The organism is Streptomyces sp. NBC_00597 (genome assembly GCF_041431095.1).
Lineage (GTDB): Bacteria > Actinomycetota > Actinomycetes > Streptomycetales > Streptomycetaceae > Streptomyces.
Window position 1 is genome coordinate 5,380,513 of record NZ_CP107757.1, and the last position, 14,537, is coordinate 5,395,049.

Annotated in this window: 13 protein-coding genes; 12 read left to right on the forward strand and 1 reads right to left on the reverse strand. The window is 69.5% G+C overall.

What is annotated here, in order from left to right; translation table 11 throughout:
* Window positions 1–212 precede the first annotated feature (212 nt).
* On the reverse strand, window positions 213–1,046 hold the full coding sequence (locus OG974_RS24470) for a C40 family peptidase (RefSeq protein WP_327284824.1): 834 nt from the start codon (window positions 1,044–1,046) through the stop codon (window positions 213–215).
* Window positions 1,047–1,836: 790 nt separating this feature from the next.
* Between OG974_RS24470 and OG974_RS24475 the strand changes: the two genes are divergently transcribed.
* From OG974_RS24475 to nuoL, 12 genes are all read left to right on the forward strand, one after another.
* Complete coding sequence (locus tag OG974_RS24475; RefSeq protein ID WP_030028256.1) at window positions 1,837–2,196, forward strand: NADH-quinone oxidoreductase subunit A; 360 nt, start codon at window positions 1,837–1,839, stop codon at window positions 2,194–2,196.
* Between the two features lie 15 nt (window positions 2,197–2,211).
* On the forward strand, window positions 2,212–2,766 hold the full coding sequence (locus OG974_RS24480; protein WP_327284825.1) for an NADH-quinone oxidoreductase subunit B family protein: 555 nt from the start codon (window positions 2,212–2,214) through the stop codon (window positions 2,764–2,766).
* On the forward strand, window positions 2,763–3,485 hold the full coding sequence (locus OG974_RS24485; RefSeq protein ID WP_327284826.1) for an NADH-quinone oxidoreductase subunit C: 723 nt from the start codon (window positions 2,763–2,765) through the stop codon (window positions 3,483–3,485). Before OG974_RS24480 ends, OG974_RS24485 begins: the two co-directional genes overlap by 4 nt.
* The gene (locus OG974_RS24490; protein WP_327284827.1) at window positions 3,485–4,813 is read left to right on the forward strand and encodes an NADH-quinone oxidoreductase subunit D; all 1,329 of its coding nucleotides are present in this window, start codon (window positions 3,485–3,487) and stop codon (window positions 4,811–4,813) included. Before OG974_RS24485 ends, OG974_RS24490 begins: the two co-directional genes overlap by 1 nt.
* A complete protein-coding gene (nuoE, locus tag OG974_RS24495; protein WP_327284828.1) occupies window positions 4,810–5,589 on the forward strand; it encodes an NADH-quinone oxidoreductase subunit NuoE in 780 nt (259 codons plus the stop codon). The genes OG974_RS24490 and nuoE overlap by 4 nt, the downstream gene beginning before the upstream one ends.
* Window positions 5,586–6,935, forward strand: a complete 1,350-nt coding sequence (gene nuoF, locus OG974_RS24500; protein ID WP_327284829.1) for an NADH-quinone oxidoreductase subunit NuoF — start codon at window positions 5,586–5,588, stop codon at window positions 6,933–6,935. The genes nuoE and nuoF overlap by 4 nt, the downstream gene beginning before the upstream one ends.
* The gene (locus OG974_RS24505; RefSeq protein ID WP_328763367.1) at window positions 6,932–9,439 is read left to right on the forward strand and encodes an NADH-quinone oxidoreductase subunit G; all 2,508 of its coding nucleotides are present in this window, start codon (window positions 6,932–6,934) and stop codon (window positions 9,437–9,439) included. The genes nuoF and OG974_RS24505 overlap by 4 nt, the downstream gene beginning before the upstream one ends.
* Window positions 9,440–9,524: 85 nt before the next feature.
* Entirely contained in the window at window positions 9,525–10,928 is a 1,404-nt protein-coding gene (nuoH, locus tag OG974_RS24510) for an NADH-quinone oxidoreductase subunit NuoH (RefSeq protein ID WP_327284831.1), read from the forward strand.
* Complete coding sequence (nuoI, locus tag OG974_RS24515; RefSeq protein ID WP_327284832.1) at window positions 10,921–11,526, forward strand: NADH-quinone oxidoreductase subunit NuoI; 606 nt, start codon at window positions 10,921–10,923, stop codon at window positions 11,524–11,526. Before nuoH ends, nuoI begins: the two co-directional genes overlap by 8 nt.
* Window positions 11,523–12,332, forward strand: coding sequence for an NADH-quinone oxidoreductase subunit J (locus OG974_RS24520; RefSeq protein ID WP_327284833.1), 810 nt, complete (start codon window positions 11,523–11,525; stop codon window positions 12,330–12,332). The genes nuoI and OG974_RS24520 overlap by 4 nt, the downstream gene beginning before the upstream one ends.
* Complete coding sequence (gene nuoK, locus OG974_RS24525) at window positions 12,329–12,628, forward strand: NADH-quinone oxidoreductase subunit NuoK (protein ID WP_054223348.1); 300 nt, start codon at window positions 12,329–12,331, stop codon at window positions 12,626–12,628. Before OG974_RS24520 ends, nuoK begins: the two co-directional genes overlap by 4 nt.
* 12 nt (window positions 12,629–12,640) lie before the next feature.
* A complete protein-coding gene (nuoL, locus tag OG974_RS24530; protein ID WP_327284834.1) occupies window positions 12,641–14,536 on the forward strand; it encodes an NADH-quinone oxidoreductase subunit L in 1,896 nt (631 codons plus the stop codon).
* The last annotated feature ends 1 nt before the right edge of the window (window position 14,537 follow it).

A 14,537-nucleotide genomic window follows, 5' to 3' on the forward strand; every position in this document is an offset into this window, starting at 1 on the left:
AGGCCTCGGCCGGTTCCACACGGGCCGCCCGCCAGGCGGGATGAAGACCCGCCAGCAGCCCGGTGAACAACCCCGCGAGCGGGTGGGCACAGCGCGAGCCACGGCGGGTGGGCTCGGCGCGCAGGCACGGCGAAGGGCCGGCACTCCGCCCCGAGCGGGGGAGTGCCGGCCCTTCGCCGTGCCTGGAGGGGCTTCAGAGGCCCCTGGGAGCCTCAGAGGACGCGGACGGCGCCCGTCGGCGGGTCGTAGCTCAGGGAGCGCTCGACGATGCCCGTGCTGGGGTTCTGGGCGCCCACGAACTTGCCGCCGCCGACGTAGATGGCGACGTGGTAGGCGTTGCCGCGGGAGCCCCAGTACAGGATGTCGCCCGGCTTCAGGGAGCTCAGGGACACCGAGCTGCCCGCCGCGGACTGGTCCTGGGACACGCGGGGCAGCGAGATGCCGGCCTGGCGGTAGGCGGCCTGGACGAGGCCGGAGCAGTCGAACGAGGACGGGCCGGTCCCACCGCTGACGTACGCCTTGCCGACCTGCGCACGGGCGAAGTTCACGATGGCGGCGGCGGAGCCGGTCGCCGGGGCGGTGACGGTGCCCGAGCCCAGCTCGCCGGACCCGGAGGCGGAGGCGCTCTGCAGCGAGGTGCGGTCGGAGCTGCGGGTGGCGCGCTCGGCCGCGGCCTTGCGGTCCGCCTCCGCCTTCGCCTTCTTCTCGGCGTCGGCCTTCTCGGCGTCTTCCTTGGCCTTCTTCGCCTCGGCGGCAGCGCCCGTACGGGCCTGCTCCTCCTGAGTGCGCAGTTCGCCGGTGACGGCGGCGGCGGCCGTGTTCTCGGCGGCGGTGGTGACGGCGGAGGAGACCTCGGCGGCCAGGTCCAGGTTCAGGACCGGCATTTCGAGCGTCGTCTCGGTCACGGGCTCGGACGGGGACGCGCTCGCCGTGCCGGCCATCGCCAGGGTGCTGAGGACGCCACCGGCAACTCCGGCGCGGACCGCGAGCTTCGAGGCGGAGCGGCGGGGCTTCCGGTGGCTGGGTATGTGAGCGGTGTGGGACATGAGGACAACCGCTATCAGGGGGTCCGGGTTCCCATCAAGAAACGTGGTCTGCGCCACAGTTGCGCGAAAAGTGAGCTAACCGGGCGCGCCGCGCGTCTTATTGACGCCGTAACGGGCGAATCGGACACGCCGTCACAGGGCTGTGATCAAGGGGTTTCAGTAATTAGTCCGAAATGATCCACGGACTACCATCCCGGTGCACAGATGGCCAAGCCCTCTTTCGGAACCGAAAATTCGGTGTGACGCAGGTCACAGGAACGTCTCGCCGTGAGGGCGCTGTGGCCCGTCCGTGACCTTGCCGTGAACTTGCCGCGTGGGCGGCGTCGGCGCTCGTGAACATGTGCACGCAGTCACGTCCCCGACTGCCCCCGTTCACTCCGTCCATTCCCGTCCCCGGGGGTTCCCTCGGCCGAGCGACGGCGACTTCCCTTTACCGTGCAAGGCTTGATCTCGCAAATTTGCCTGCACTGGGAATCGTTTGATAGTGCCACCCCCCTTCTACCTGCGGTAACGGGGGTGGATGTCACCTTTGGTGATCATGTGGATGCTTCGCGTATGAAGATCACAGCTCATCTGACTTCATGATCGTTCGTCAGGTGGTGGAGATCACAAACTCGTTGTTGTTACCCGTGTCGCAGATCACAGACCACCGGGCATAAGATGCGCACCAGTCCGGCTTGTGAACTGCCTCACATGCGATCTCTCGAAGTTGGGCGATCTTCGCGGGGCGGCTCGCTCGGTGCCGGCACAGCGGTCCAACGGTCAAGGACGACTGGAAGGAGCGAGGAGCGTGAATGCATACGCACCCATCCTCGTGCTCGGCGCCCTCGGCGCAGGGTTTGCGATCTTCTCCGTGGTCATGGCCACGCTGATCGGCCCAAAACGGTACAACCGGGCGAAGCTTGAGGCGTACGAGTGCGGCATCGAGCCGACGCCCACGCCGGCCGGCGGCGGTCGCTTCCCCATCAAGTACTACCTGACGGCGATGCTCTTCATCGTCTTCGACATCGAAGTTGTCTTCCTCTACCCCTGGGCCGTCACCTTCGACTCCCTGGGGATCTTCGGGCTCGTCGAGATGCTGCTCTTCGTGCTCACCGTCTTCGTCGCCTACGCCTACGTGTGGCGCCGCGGCGGCCTGGAATGGGACTGAGGGGCTGAATTTCCCATGGGACTGGAAGAGAAGCTGCCGAGCGGCTTTCTGCTGACCACCGTCGAACAGGCCGCGGGTTGGGTGCGCAAGTCATCCGTGTTCCCCGCGACCTTCGGCCTGGCCTGCTGCGCCATCGAGATGATGACCACCGGAGCGGGCCGGTACGACCTGGCCCGCTTCGGCATGGAGGTCTTCCGCGGCTCCCCGCGCCAGGCCGATCTGATGATCGTGGCCGGGCGGGTCAGTCAGAAGATGGCGCCGGTGCTGCGGCAGGTGTACGACCAGATGCCCGCTCCCAAATGGGTCATCTCCATGGGGGTTTGTGCATCTTCAGGCGGAATGTTCAATAACTACGCGATTGTCCAGGGCGTCGACCACATCGTCCCGGTGGACATCTATCTCCCCGGCTGCCCGCCGCGCCCCGAGATGCTGATCGACGCGATCCTCAAGCTCCACCAGAAGATCCAGGGCGGAAAGCTCGGCGTGAACCAGGAAGAGGCGGCGCGCGAGGCGGAGGCGGCGGCCCTCAAGGCCCTCCCCACCATCGAGATGAAGGGGCTCCTGCGGTGAGCCAGACCTCCCCAGACAACGGGAACAACGTTCCTGCCCCCCGGGACTCCGCCGGCGGCCCCGAGGTCATCGGCGTCCGCAAGGGCATGTTCGGAGCCCGGGGCGGCGGCGACACCAGTGGCTACGGCGGCCTCGTCCGCACCGTCGCGATGCCCGGAGCGAGCCACCGCCCCTACGGCTCCTACTTCGACGAGGTCGTGGACGAACTCGAAGGAGCGCTGGAGGAGCAGGACCTGCTTCCCGAGAACGCGATTGAGAAGGTCGTCGTCGACCGGGGCGAGCTGACGCTCCACATCGCCCGCGAGCACCTGCTCCGGGTGGCCGGCACCCTGCGCGACGACCCCGCCCTGCGCTTCGAGCTCTGCACCGGCGTCAGCGGGGTGCACTTCCCCGACGACAAGAGCCGCGAGCTGCACGCCGTCTACCACCTGCGCTCGATCACCCACGGCCGCGTGCTGCGCTTGGAGGTGTCGGCCCCGGACGCCGACCGCCACGTCCCGTCGCTCGTCTCCGTCTACCCGACGAACGACTGGCACGAGCGCGAGACCTACGACTTCTTCGGCCTGGTCTTCGACGGGCACCCGGCCCTCACCCGGATCATGATGCCGGACGACTGGCAGGGCTTCCCGCAGCGCAAGGACTACCCGCTCGGCGGCATCCCCGTCGAGTACAAGGGTGCCCAGATCCCGGCTCCCGACCAGCGGAGGTCGTACAGCTGATGTCCAACACCTCGAACCACGCGGCCTCCCGGGAAACCACAGAGGGCACCGTCTACACCGTCACCGGCGGCGACTGGGACGAGATCGTCCAGTCCGCGGCCAAGGCCGACGACGAGCGGATCGTCGTCAACATGGGCCCGCAGCACCCGTCCACCCACGGCGTGCTCCGCCTGATCCTGGAGATCGACGGCGAGACGGTCACCGAGGCCCGCTGCGGCATCGGCTACCTGCACACCGGCATCGAGAAGAACCTCGAATTCCGGAACTGGACGCAGGGCACCACCTTCGTGACGCGCATGGACTACCTGACGCCGTTCTTCAACGAGACGGCGTACTGCCTCGGCGTCGAGAAGCTGCTCGGCATCACCGACCAGATCCCGGACCGCGCCACCGTCATCCGCGTCCTGCTGATGGAGCTCAACCGGCTCTCCTCCCACCTGGTGTGCATCGCCACCGGCGGCATGGAGCTGGGCGCGACCACGATCATGATCTACGGCTTCCGGGACCGCGAGCTGATCCTCGACATCTTCGAGCTGATCACCGGCCTGCGCATGAACCACGCGTTCGTCCGCCCCGGAGGCCTCGCCCAGGACCTGCCCCCGGGCGCCGTGGACCAGCTGCGCGACTTCCTCAAGACCATGAAGAAGAACCTGCCGGAGTACGACAAGCTCGCCACCGGCAACCCCATCTTCAAGGCCCGCATGCAGGACGTCGGCTACCTCGACCTCACCGGCTGCATGGCGCTGGGCGCCACCGGCCCGATCCTGCGCTCCGCCGGCCTGCCGCACGACCTGCGCAAGGCGGACCCGTACTGCGGCTACGAGACCTACGAGTTCGACGTGCCGACCACCGAGACCTGCGACTCGTACGGGCGGTTCCTGGTCCGCCTGGAGGAGATGCGCCAGTCCCTGCGGATCGTCGAGCAGTGCCTGGAACGGCTGGAGCCGGGCCCGGTCATGGTCGCCGACAAGAAGATCGCCTGGCCGGCGCAGCTGGCGATGGGCCCGGACGGCCTCGGCAACTCGCTCGACCACATCAAGAACATCATGGGCACCTCCATGGAAGCCCTCATCCACCACTTCAAGCTGGTGACCGAGGGCTTCCGGGTACCGGCCGGGCAGGTGTACGCGGCCGTCGAGTCCCCCAAGGGCGAACTCGGCGTCCACGTCGTCTCCGACGGGGGCACCCGCCCCTACCGGGTCCACTTCCGCGACCCGTCCTTCACCAACCTGCAGGCCATGGCCGCGATGTGCGAGGGCGGCCAGGTCGCCGACGTCATCGTCGCCGTCGCCTCCATCGACCCCGTGATGGGAGGCGTCGACCGATGACCACTGAGTTTTCTGGAGGGGACACCCCCCAGGCCCCCCTGTCCCTGGGCATGCCCCAGCTGCCGGCCCCCGACTTCCCGGCCGACGTGCGCGCCCGGCTCGAAGCCGATGCCGCCGAGGTCATCGCCCGCTACCCCGACAGCCGCTCCGCGCTGCTGCCGCTGCTGCACCTGACGCAGGCGGAGGAAGGCCACGTCTCGCGGACCGGCATCCGGTTCTGCGCCGAGGTGCTGGGCCTGACCACCGCCGAGGTCACCGCCGTCGCCACCTTCTACACGATGTACCGGCGGCGCCCCTCCGGCGACTACCAGGTCGGCGTATGCACGAACACCCTGTGCGCGGTCATGGGTGGCGACGCGATCTTCGACGAGCTCAAGGCGCACCTCGGGGTCGGCAACAACGAGACCACCCCCGACGGCAAGGTGACGCTGGAGCACATCGAGTGCAACGCGGCCTGCGACTACGCCCCCGTGGTGATGGTCAACTGGGAGTTCTTCGACAACCAGACCCCCGACTCCGCCAAGGCCATGGTCGACGACCTGATCGCGGGCCGACCCGTCGCGCCGACCCGGGGCGCGCCGCTGTGCACGTACAAGGAGACCGCCCGGATCCTGGCCGGCTTCCCGGACGAGCGCGAGGGCGCGGTCGAGGCGAGCGGCGGCGCCGGCCCCGCCTCCCTGATCGGCCTGCGCATCGCACGCGGCGAGACCCCGCAGCTCGGCAAGGTCGTGCACCCGCGTGGTGAGGCCGAGGCTGCCACCGAGGAGGGGGAGTGATGACGGTGACTGCCGAAATGCATGAGAACGGTGCGCCGGAGAAGCTGCTGGCGCCCGTGCTGTCGGCGTTCTGGGACGAGCCGCAGTCATGGACGCTGGAGACCTACCGGCGGCACGACGGGTACGAGGGCCTGCGCAAGGCACTCGCGATGACCCCGGACGACCTCATCGCATACGTGAAGGACTCCGGTCTGCGCGGCCGCGGCGGCGCGGGCTTCCCCACCGGAATGAAGTGGCAGTTCATTCCGCAGGGCGACGGAAAGCCGCACTACCTCGTCGTGAACGCGGACGAGTCGGAGCCGGGAACCTGCAAGGACATCCCCCTTCTCTTCGCCAACCCGCACTCCCTCATCGAGGGAATGATCATTGCCTGCTACGCGATCCGGTCGGAGCACGCCTTCATCTACCTGCGCGGCGAGGTCGTGCCGGTGCTGCGGCGCCTGCACGAGGCGGTGCGCGAGGCGTACGACGCCGGCTACCTCGGGGAGAACGTTCTCGGGAGCGGACTGAAGCTCGACATCACGGTGCACGCGGGAGCGGGCGCGTACATCTGCGGTGAGGAGACGGCACTCCTCGACTCCCTCGAAGGCCGGCGCGGCCAGCCCCGGCTGCGTCCCCCCTTCCCTGCCGTCGAGGGGCTCTACGCGTGCCCCACTGTCGTCAACAACGTCGAATCCATCGCCTCGGTTCCCGCGATCCTGAACCGGGGCAAGGACTGGTTCAAGGCGATGGGGACCGAGAAGTCCCCCGGCTTCACCCTGTACTCGCTCTCCGGGCACGTCGCCGGCCCCGGCCAGTACGAGGCCCCCCTCGGCATCACCCTGCGCCAGCTGCTCGACATGAGCGGCGGGATGCGGCCCGGGCACCGGCTGAAGTTCTGGACCCCGGGCGGCTCCTCCACCCCGATGTTCACGGACGAGCACCTGGACGTGCCGCTGGACTACGAGGGCGTCGGTGCGGCCGGCTCCATGCTCGGCACCAAGGCGCTCCAGTGCTTCGACGAGACGACCTGCGTGGTGCGGGCCGTCACCCGCTGGACCGAGTTCTACGCGCACGAGTCCTGTGGCAAGTGCACCCCCTGCCGCGAAGGCACCTACTGGCTGGTCCAGTTGCTCCGCGACATCGAAGCCGGCGAGGGCGTCATGTCGGACCTCGACAAGCTGAACGACATCGCCGACAACATCAACGGAAAGTCGTTCTGCGCGCTCGGCGACGGCGCCGCCAGCCCCATCTTCTCCTCGCTCAAGTACTTCCGCGCGGAGTACGAGCAGCACATCACGGGCAAGGGCTGCCCCTTCGACCCCAGGAAGTCGACCCTCTGGGCTGACACGGAGGTGAACGCATGACCGTCACCACTAATGCTCCGACCGGTGGCGGAGAGGCCGCCGTACCCCCCGAAGACCTGGTCTCCCTGACCATCGACGGCGTCGAACTGTCGGTGCCCAAGGGGACCCTGGTCATCCGGGCCGCCGAACAGATCGGCATCGAGATCCCCCGGTTCTGCGACCACCCCCTGCTCGACCCGGTCGGCGCCTGCCGCCAGTGCATCGTCGAGATCGAGGGCCAGCGCAAGCCGATGGCCTCCTGCACCATCACCTGCACCGACGGCATGGTCGTCAAGACGCAGCTGACCTCCCCGGTCGCCGAGAAGTCCCAGCGCGGCGTGATGGAGCTGCTGCTCATCAACCACCCGCTGGACTGCCCGGTCTGCGACAAGGGCGGCGAGTGCCCCCTGCAGAACCAGGCGATGTCCCACGGTCAGAGCGACTCGCGTTTCGATGGCAAGAAGCGCACCTACGAGAAGCCCGTTCCGATCTCCACGCAGGTGCTGTTGGACCGCGAGCGGTGCGTGCTGTGCGCGCGCTGCACCCGCTTCTCCACGCAGGTCGCGGGCGACCCGATGATCGAGATGCTCGAACGCGGGGCGCTCCAGCAGATCGGCACCGGCGAGGGAGACCCCTTCGAGTCGTACTTCTCCGGCAACACCATCCAGATCTGCCCCGTCGGCGCTCTCACCTCGGCCGCGTACCGGTTCCGCTCCCGCCCGTTCGACCTCGTCTCCTCCCCGAGCGTGTGCGAGCACTGCGCGGGCGGCTGCGCGACCCGGACCGACCACCGCCGCGGCAAGGTGCTGCGCCGGATGGCCGCCGAGGACCCCGAGGTCAACGAGGAGTGGATCTGCGACAAGGGCCGCTTCGGGTTCCGCTACGCGCAGCGCCCGGACCGGCTGACCACCCCGCTGGTGCGCGGCACCGACGGGGTCCTCGCCCCGGCGAGCTGGCCCGAGGCCCTGGAGGCCGCGGCCGCCGGGCTCGCCGCCGCGCGCGGCCGGGCAGGGGTGCTGACCGGCGGTCGGCTCACCGTCGAGGACGCCTACGCGTACGCCAAGTTCGCGCGGGTGGTCCTCGACACCAACGACATCGACTTCCGGGCCCGGATCCACAGCGCGGAGGAGACCGATTTCCTCGCGGCCACCGTCGCCGGCACCGGCAAGGACCTCGACGGCAAGGGGGTGACGTACTCCGCGCTGGAGGCCGCGCCCGCCGTCCTGCTCGTCGGCATCGAGTCGGAGGAAGAGGCCCCCGGCGTCTTCCTGCGGCTGCGCAAGGCCCACCGCAAGCACAAGCAGCGGACCTTCGCCCTCGCCCCGTTCGCCACCCGCGGCCTGGAGAAGGCCGGAGGCACCCTGCTGGCCGCCGCGCCCGGCACCGAGCCCGAATGGCTCGACGCGCTGGCCTCCCGGACCGGGCTGGAGGCCGGCGGGTCCGGGGCCGCCGACGCGCTGCGCCGCAGCGGCGCGGTCATCGTCCTCGGGGAGCGCCTGGCCGGCGTGCCCGGCGCGCTGACCGCCGCCGTACGGGCCGCCGCCGCCACCGGCGCGCAGCTGGTGTGGATCCCGCGCCGGGCCGGGGAGCGGGCCGCCGTCGAGGCGGGCGCGCTGCCGTCCCTGCTGCCGGGGGCCCGGCCGGCCACCGACCCGCGGGCCCGCGACGAGGTCGCCACCGCGTGGGGGCTGGACGAACTCCCGCACCGCTACGGCCGCGACACCGGCCAGATCGTCGAGGCGGCCGCCGGCCGCGAGCTCTCCGCCCTGCTGGTCGCCGGCGTCGAGGTCGCCGACCTGCCGGACCCGGCCCGCGCGCTCGTCGCCCTCCAGGAGGCCTTCGTCGTCTCGCTGGAACTGCGGCCCGGCCAGGTCACCGACCACGCGGACGTGGTCTTCCCGGTCGCCGCCGTCGCCGAGAAGGCGGGCGCGTTCATCAACTGGGAGGGCAGGGTCCGGCCGTTCGAGGCCGCGCTCAAGCCCGAACAGATGACCCGCCCGCTCGCCCCCGCCGACGCCCGCGTGCTGCACATGCTGGCCGACGCGGCCGACCGGCCGATCGCGCTGCCCGACGTACACGCCGTACGCCGCGAGCTCGACGCGCTCGGCCCGTGGACCGGTGAACGCGCCGCCGAGCAGTCCGCGGACACCATGCCGCCGCCCCGCCCCGGAGCGGGCGAGGCCGTCCTCGCGGGCCACCGGCTCCTCCTCGACCAGGGTCGGCTCCAGGAGGGCGACGACGCCCTCGCCGGCACCCGGCACGAGGCGAGCGCCCGGCTCTCGGCCGCCACGGCCGCCGAGACCGGCGTCAAGGACGGTGACGTCCTCGCGGTGACCGGCCCGGCCGGCGCCGTGGAACTCCCGCTACGGATCACCGAGATGCCCGACCGGGTGGTCTGGCTCCCGCTGAACTCCACCGGGCACGGCGTGCTCGCCGACACCGGGGCCCGCCCGGGCACCCTCGTACGGATCGGCCCGGCCGGGGTCGGCCCGGCGGCCGACGAGGACGCGGAGGTGCGGCCGTGAACGCGACCGCGCTGCGGCACTCGGCGTCGCTGACCCATGTCCTTCGGCCGGGCGAAGCTCCGGCCCCCGTAAGGGAGGTGCGAGCATGGTGAACCACCTCGCCCAGATCGCGGCCCAGTCGCAGCCGCACGTCCTCGCGGCCGAGGACCTGAGCCTGTTCGGCCGCGACGTGTGGTGGCTGGTCCTCATCAAGGCGGTGTTCTGCTTCGCCTTCCTGATGGTGACCGTGCTCTTCTCCATCGTGTGGGAGCGCAAGGTCGTCGCCTGGATGCAGCTGCGCATCGGCCCCAACCGGCACGGCCCCTGGGGCATGCTCCAGTCGCTCGCCGACGGCGTGAAGCTCATGCTCAAGGAAGACATCATCGTCAAGCGGGCCGACAAGGTGGTGTACGTCCTGGCCCCGATCATCGCGGCGATCCCGGCCTTCATGGCCATCGCGGTGATCCCCTTCGGCCCGGCCGACGACGAGGTCTCGATCTTCGGCCAGCGCACCACGATGCAGCTCACCGACCTGCCGATCGCGATGCTCTACATCCTCGCGGTCGCCTCCGTCGGCATCTACGGCATCGTCCTGGCAGGCTGGTCCTCGGGCTCGACGTACCCACTGCTCGGCGGCCTGCGTTCCTGCGCGCAGATGATCTCGTACGAGATCGCGATGGGCGCGGCCTTCGCCTCCGTCTTCCTCTACTCCGGGTCGATGTCGACCTCGGCGATCGTCGAGGCGCAGGCCGACCGCTGGTACATCGTGCTGCTGCCGGTGTCGTTCATCATCTACGTCATCACCATGGTCGGCGAGACGAACCGGGCGCCGTTCGACATGCCGGAGTCCGAGGGCGACCTCGTCGGCGGCTTCAACACCGAGTACTCCTCCATCAAGTTCGCGCTGTTCATGCTGGCCGAGTACGTCAACATGGTCACCGTCTCGGCGGTCTCGGTCACCCTCTTCCTCGGCGGCTGGCGCGCCCCCGCGCCGATCTCCACGTACTGGGAGGGCGCGAACCACGGCTGGTGGCCGATGCTCTGGTTCGTCATCAAGGTCCAGCTGCTGCTGTTCTTCTTCATCTGGCTGCGCGGCACGCTGCCCCGCGTGCGCTACGACCAACTGATGAAGCTCGGCTGGAAGGTCCTGATCCCGGTCTCCGTGCTCTGGCTGATGCTGGTCGCGACCGTCCGGGCGCTGCGCAACGAGCGCTACGACTTCTCGGAGATCGTCCTGTACGTCGGCGGCGCGGTCGTCGCGATCCTGCTGCTGTCCTTCGTCGCGGACCTGTTCCGCGACCGCAAGGAGAAGGCGGCCGCCGAACAGGCCGGCGAGGCCGCCGCGGACGCGCCCTTCGACCCGCTGGCGGGCGGATTCCCCGTACCGCCCAAGCCCGGCCAGCAGCTGGCACCCGTACCGCGCAGGCGGCCCCGCCGGGAGCGGGAGCTGATCGTCAGTGGCGGGACGAATACCGACAGTGACCGAGAGGAGGGTGCTGAGAATGCCTGAACCGGAGCAGAACGAGAAGTGGCAGAACCCGGTGGCCGGCTTCGGCGTGACCTTCAAGGCCATGTTCAAGAAGCGCCTCACCGAGCAGTACCCCGAGCAGCAGAAGACCACCGCCCCGCGCTTCCACGGACGGCACCAGCTGAACCGGCACCCGGACGGTCTGGAGAAGTGCATCGGGTGCGAACTGTGCGCCTGGGCCTGTCCCGCCGACGCCATCTACGTGGAGGGCGCGGACAACACCGACGAGGAGCGCTACTCCCCGGGCGAGCGGTACGGCCGGGTCTACCAGATCAACTACGCCCGCTGCATCCTGTGCGGGCTGTGCATCGAGGCCTGCCCGACGCGGGCGTTGACGATGACGAACGAGTTCGAACTGGCCGACTCCAGCCGCGAATCCCTCATCTACACGAAGGAGCAGCTGCTCGCGGGCCTGACCGAGGGCATGGTGGAGTCGCCGCACTCGATCTTCCCGGGCACCGACGAGCAGGACTACTACCGCGGTCTGGTCACCGGGGCGGCTCCCGGGACCGTCCGGCAGGTGGCGGTCTCCAAGGGCGAGACCGGGGCCGCGCCCGACGCCGAGGAGGTGCAGGCATGAGCGCCCTCGCAGCGGCCACCTCGACCTCCACGGGCGAAGCGGTCCAGTTCTGGGTCCTCGCCACCGTCGCCGTCATCGGGGCGCTGTCCACGATCCTGATGAAGAAGGCCGTACACAGCGCCCTGAGCCTGGCCGGGACGATGATCATCCTGGCGGTCTTCTACCTCGCCAATGGTGCGTACTTCCTCGGCGTGGTCCAGGTCATCGTCTACACCGGCGCGATCATGATGCTCTTCCTCTTCGTGGTCATGCTGGTCGGCGTCACCGCCGCCGACTCCCTCAAGGAGACCCTGAAGGGGCAGCGCTGGATGGCCGCCCTGTGCGGGCTCGGCTTCGGCGTCCTGCTCATCGCCGGCCTCGCCAACGCCCACCTCAGCCACTTCAACGGACTCGGCCGGACCAACTCCGCCGGGCACGTCGAGGGGCTGGCCACGCTGATCTTCACCAAGTACGTGTTCGCCTTCGAGATCACCGGCGCGCTGCTGATCACCGCAGCCGTCGGAGCGATGGTCCTCACCCACCGCGAGCGCACCGAGCGGGCCGCCACCCAGCGCGAGCTCGCCGAGCGGCGCGTCCGCGAGGGCGTCCAGCTCCCGCCGCTGCCCGCGCCCGGCGTGTACGCCCGGCACAACGCGGTGGACGTCGCCGGTCTGCTGCCGGACGGCACCCCGTCCGAGCTGACCGTCAGCAAGACGCTGCGCGCCCGCGGCCAGGTCCGGGACGTGTCGGACGAGGCACTGGAGGACTTGAAGGCGCTGGAGCAGCGGTCGGCCGAGCGGCTCGGCCGTGAGGAGGCCTCGAAGTGAACCCGGTCAACTACCTGTACCTGTCGGCGCTGCTGTTCACCATCGGCGCCGCCGGAGTACTGATCCGGAAGAACGCGATCGTGCTGTTCATGTGCATCGAGCTGATGCTCAACGCCTGCAACCTCGCCTTCGTGACCTTCTCCCGGATGCACGGCAACCTCGACGGCCAGATCATCGCCTTCTTCACGATGGTCGTCGCCGCTGCGGAGGTCGTGGTGGGCCTCGCGATCATCGTGTCGCTGTTCCGTACCCGCCACTCGGCCTCGGTCGACGACGCCAGCCTGATGAAGCTGTAAGGGGCGCTCACAGTGGAGAATCTGATTGGGCTGCTGATCGCGGCGCCCCTGCTCGGAGCGGCGGTGCTGCTGTGCGGCGGCCGGCGCCTCGACAAGGCCGGGCACTGGCTCGGCACCCTGCTCGCCGCCGCCTCCTTCGGCATCGGCGTGGCCCTGTTCGCGGACATGCTCGGACGCAGCGCCGACGACCGGACGCTGTACCAGAAGCTGTACACCTGGATCCCGGTCGAGAACTTCCAGGCGGACGTCGCCTTCCAGCTGGACCAGCTGTCGATGACGTTCGTCCTGCTGATCACCGGAGTGGGCACGCTCATCCACGTGTACTCGATCGGGTACATGGAGCACGACGAGCGCCGCCGCCGCTTCTTCGGCTACCTCAACCTGTTCCTCGCCGCGATGCTGCTGCTGGTCCTCGCCGACAACTACCTGCTGCTGTACGTCGGGTGGGAGGGCGTCGGCCTCGCCTCGTACCTGCTCATCGGCTTCTGGCAGCACAAGCCCAGCGCGGCGACCGCCGCGAAGAAGGCCTTCCTGGTCAACCGGGTCGGCGACATGGGCCTGTCGATCGCGATCATGCTGCTGTTCACCACCTTCGGGACCTTCGCCTTCGGACCGGTCTTCGCCTCCGTGGGGAACGCCACCGAGGGCAAGCTGACGGCGATCGCCCTGATGCTGCTGCTCGCCGCGTGCGGCAAGTCGGCCCAGGTGCCGCTGCAGTCCTGGCTCGGCGACGCGATGGAGGGCCCGACCCCGGTCTCGGCCCTGATCCACGCGGCGACCATGGTCACCGCCGGCGTCTACCTCATCACCCGCTCCGGGGCGGTCTTCAACGCCGCGCCGGACGCGCAGACCGCGGTCGTCGTGGTCGGCGGGGTCACGCTCCTCTTCGGTGCGATCGTCGGTTGCGCGAAGGACGACATCAAGAAGGCCCTCGCCGGCTCGACGATGTCGCAGATCGGGTACATGATCCTGGCCGCGGGCCTCGGCCCCATCGGTTACGCCTTCGCGATCATGCACCTGGTGACGCACGGCTTCTTCAAGGCCGGCCTCTTCCTCGGCGCGGGTTCCGTGATGCACGGGATGAACGACGAGGTGGACATGCGGCGCTACGGCGGCCTGCGCCGGTTCATGCCGGTCACCTTCGTCACCTTCGGCCTCGGCTACCTCGCCATCATCGGCTTCCCGGGCCTGTCCGGCTTCTGGTCCAAGGACAAGATCATCGAGGCGGCCTTCGCGAAGGGCGGCACCGAGGGCTGGATCCTCGGAGCGGTCACCCTGCTGGGCGCGGCCGTCACCGCGTTCTACATGACCCGCGTGATGCTCCTGACCTTCTTCGGTGAGAAGCGCTGGCAGCCGGACGCTGAAGGCCACGAGCCGCACCCGCACGAGTCCCCGAAGTCCATGACCCTCCCGATGGTCGTGCTGGCCTTCGGATCGGTCTTCGCAGGTGCCCTGTTCAGCTTCAACGAGTCCTTCGTGAAGTGGTTGGAGCCCGTCACCTCCTTCGAGCACGGGAACCCGCCGATCGGAGCCGCCGCGATCACCGCCTCGACGGTGGTGGTCCTGCTCATCGGCGTGGGCCTCGCCTACGTCCAGTACGGCAGGAAGCCCGTCCCGGTGGTCGCCCCGCGCGGCAGCTGGGCCACCCGGGCGGCCCGCCGGGACCTGTACCAGGACGACTTCAACCACGTCGTGCTGGTGCGCGGCGGGGAGCACCTGACCCGCTCGCTCGTGTACGTCGACCACACCCTGGTCGACGGAGTGGTCAACGGGACGGCCGCCACGGTCGGCGGCGCTTCGGGCCGGCTGCGCAAGCTGCAGAACGGCTACGCCCGCAGCTACGCGGTCTCGATGTTCGGGGGCGCGGCGATCCTCATCGCCGCGACCCTGCTGATGAGGGCGGTGTGAG

Coding starts and splice junctions, on each gene's coding strand:
- nuoE (WP_327284828.1), top strand. CDS start 4,810: ATGACCACTGAGTTTTCTGGAGGGGACACCCCCCAGGCCCCCCTGTCC.
- OG974_RS24505 (WP_328763367.1), top strand. CDS start 6,932: ATGACCGTCACCACTAATGCTCCGACCGGTGGCGGAGAGGCCGCCGTA.
- OG974_RS24470 (WP_327284824.1), bottom strand. CDS start 1,046: ATGTCCCACACCGCTCACATACCCAGCCACCGGAAGCCCCGCCGCTCC.
- nuoH (WP_327284831.1), top strand. CDS start 9,525: ATGGTGAACCACCTCGCCCAGATCGCGGCCCAGTCGCAGCCGCACGTC.
- OG974_RS24480 (WP_327284825.1), top strand. CDS start 2,212: ATGGGACTGGAAGAGAAGCTGCCGAGCGGCTTTCTGCTGACCACCGTC.
- OG974_RS24490 (WP_327284827.1), top strand. CDS start 3,485: ATGTCCAACACCTCGAACCACGCGGCCTCCCGGGAAACCACAGAGGGC.
- OG974_RS24520 (WP_327284833.1), top strand. CDS start 11,523: ATGAGCGCCCTCGCAGCGGCCACCTCGACCTCCACGGGCGAAGCGGTC.
- nuoI (WP_327284832.1), top strand. CDS start 10,921: ATGCCTGAACCGGAGCAGAACGAGAAGTGGCAGAACCCGGTGGCCGGC.